Source organism: Nakamurella sp., assembly GCF_048594475.1.
Taxonomy (GTDB): Bacteria; Actinomycetota; Actinomycetes; order Mycobacteriales; family Nakamurellaceae; genus Nakamurella.
In genome coordinates this window covers 1-2,531 of record NZ_JBMDXT010000466.1, presented here as the reverse complement: position 1 = coordinate 2,531, position 2,531 = coordinate 1, and the positions used below count along the sequence as shown (strand labels likewise).

General features: G+C 74.9%; 2 protein-coding genes. Both read right to left on the bottom strand.

Features of this window, described 5'->3' with window-relative positions; all coding sequences use genetic code 11:
- Positions 1–180: 180 nt before the first annotated feature.
- Entirely contained in the window at positions 181–999 is an 819-nt protein-coding gene (locus ACOJUF_RS20980; protein ID WP_420123758.1) for a fumarylacetoacetate hydrolase family protein, read from the bottom strand.
- 14 nt (positions 1,000–1,013) lie between these two features.
- Positions 1,014–1,985 (bottom strand): cyanophycinase, encoded by a 972-nt coding sequence (locus tag ACOJUF_RS20975; RefSeq protein ID WP_420123757.1) that lies wholly within the window; start codon positions 1,983–1,985, stop codon positions 1,014–1,016.
- Between the last annotated feature and the right edge of the window lie 546 nt (positions 1,986–2,531).

The following is a 2,531-nucleotide window of genomic DNA, read 5'->3' as shown; positions in this document are numbered from 1 at the left end:
TTGCCGCTTTGAGCCCCAATTTGGCGGAGAACGGGGCTCAAAGCGGCAAGTCGGCCGGCCGTGGGGGCGGGGTGTGTCCGGCCGTGGGGGCGGGGCCGGCCGTGGGGGTGGGGCGGACGGCCGTGGGGGGCGGGGCGGCGCGGCGGCGTGGGGCGCGCCGGGACTCCGGCCGGCCCGGCGTCAGGTGATCGGGGTCGTCACCGACGCGACGCCGTCGACGGACGCCACGACGACGTCCCCGGCCACCAGGTAGCGCGGCGGGGTGCGTTTGAACCCGACGCCGTCCGGGGTGCCGGTGGCGATCACGTCACCGGGCCGCAAGGTCATGACCTCCGACAGGTACGCCAGCAGCTCGCCGACGCCGAACACCATGTCCGCGGTCGTGCCGTCCTGCACGGTCTCGCCGTTGACGACGGTGGTCAACCGCCAGCCGTCGCCCGGGTCACCGGTCTCGTCGGCGGTGACGATCTCGGAGATGGGGCCGCTGGCATCGGCGTTCTTGCCGACGGTCCAGAGCCGCGAGTGCAGCTGGTGCGTTCGCGCGGACAGGTCGTTGAACGCGGCGTAGCCCAGCACACCGGCCAGCGCCTCCGCCGGCGTCACGCCCTTGAGCGGCCGGCCGACGATCGCGGCCAGCTCGACCTCCCAGTCCCAGCCCGGCTCGCCGGCCGGCACCGGTGCGGCGACCCCGGAGGTGGTCAGCGAGGCCGTCCACCGGCCGAAGATCGCCGGGTGCTCGGGCACCCGCATGCCGGCCTCGTCGGCGTGCATCCGGTAGTTCAGGCCGACGCACAGCACTCTCGCGGCCGGCGGCACGGCCGGCGCCTCGACCACCGCGGCGCGGGCCACGGACCCGCCGGTCAACGCCGCCGCCGCGGCCAGCGACCCGGCCGGGTCGGCGTAGAAGTCGGTCACCTCGGCCACCGGCGCGAGGGTGCCGTCGGCGAACAGCCGGGCCACGGTCACGGTCCGGCCGTCCCGGACGCCGACGAATCTCATGACGGGTTCCCCTCTCAGGTACCGGCCGGCCGCCGGCGCAGCTCGGCGACGGTCTCGTGCGCGCCCTCGACGGCGATCCGCCGGGTGTCCGGCCGCACTCCGGCCGGCACCTCCTCGGGCCGGGTGACCGCCGGCTGCCCGGTGGCGTCCGGCAGTCCGGGCGCCGTCAGCAGCCGGCGCCCCGGCAGATCGAAGACGGCGCCGCGGGGCAGCGAGTGCAGCCGCACGTCGGAGATCATCAGCGGCTGGGTGCCGGTCGCGGTGTAGGCGGTGGTCAGTGCGGTCGACCCGTCCATCACGGTGACCACCCCGCGCCCCTTGACCTCCAGCCGGCCGTCCGGGCCGATGAGCGCGGCGGTGTCCTCGTCCACCCCGATGCCCAGCTGGGCGGGATTCCCGGCGACCAGGGACAGCAGCCGGCCGAACCGGTTGCGCTGGGTGAAGTGCTGATCGACGATCGCGCCCGGCAGCAGGCCCAAACCCTCGGACACCTGGCTCATCCGGAACTTCGGCGTCGCGCCGCCGCTGCCGAAGGACACCATGTGGGTGGACAGGATGCTGGCCCCGGCCGAGGTGCCGGCCACCAGCGCGCCGCGCCGGTGGGCCGCGCGGATCGCGTCCCCGAGCGGGGTGCCGACCACGATGGCCGCCAGCTTCACCTGGTTGCCCCCGGTCATGAACACACCGGTGCACTGCTCCACCGCGGCGACCAGCTCCGGGTCGGCGGCCTGGGCCCGGCTCTCCGGGCGGATGCCGACCACGTCGGTCACCCCGAGCGAGGTGAAGAGCTGCAGGTACGCGTGGGTGATCTCGTCGCCCAGCGAGGAGGCCGTCGAGATCACCACGATCCGGGCCCCGGCACCGCCGGCCAGCCGCACGACCTCACGCAGCACCGTCATCCGGCCGACCTTGTCCTCGGCTCCGCCGATCGGCATGACGACGCCCGCACGGTCGCCCGCGCCGGCGGCCTGGGGATGCTCCGTCATCCGGGTCACGGTAGTCGAGGACGGCGACCGGGCCCGCCGGAGGTCACGGCCCGCCCGGCGCGGGGCCGGCCCGGAGCGGCGGGCCGCCGTCACGGACCCACCGGGGCCGCCGCCGGACCGCCCGCGGGGCGGGGTCGCCCGGCCGGCGCGGGGAAGTTCCCGGGTGACCGGTGGCCAAACGCCCCGCTTCGGAAGATTCCTCACAAGCCCGGAACCGGACCTGCCGTCGCCGGGATTGCTAGCGTCGAAGGCGGGTTCAAGGGGGATCCCCGCTTCGTTCGGGCCGGACATTGCCTCCACGGTCACCGGCCCGTTCCCAGGCGATGCCCCGGCCGTCAGACCGGGCGCTCACTGTCGTGCCGGTCGAACCGGCAACCGAGTCCGTGCACCGAGTCCCGGGCCCGAGGCAAGGAGATCCGATGACCACGTACGCCGAGGCCACCGACAAGACCGTCGACACCTTCAAGCAGGGTGCGCGGGCGATGACCGACCGCCTGGATTTCCTGGCGACCATGCCGTCGCTGGACTTCGTCGAGCCGGTCGAGC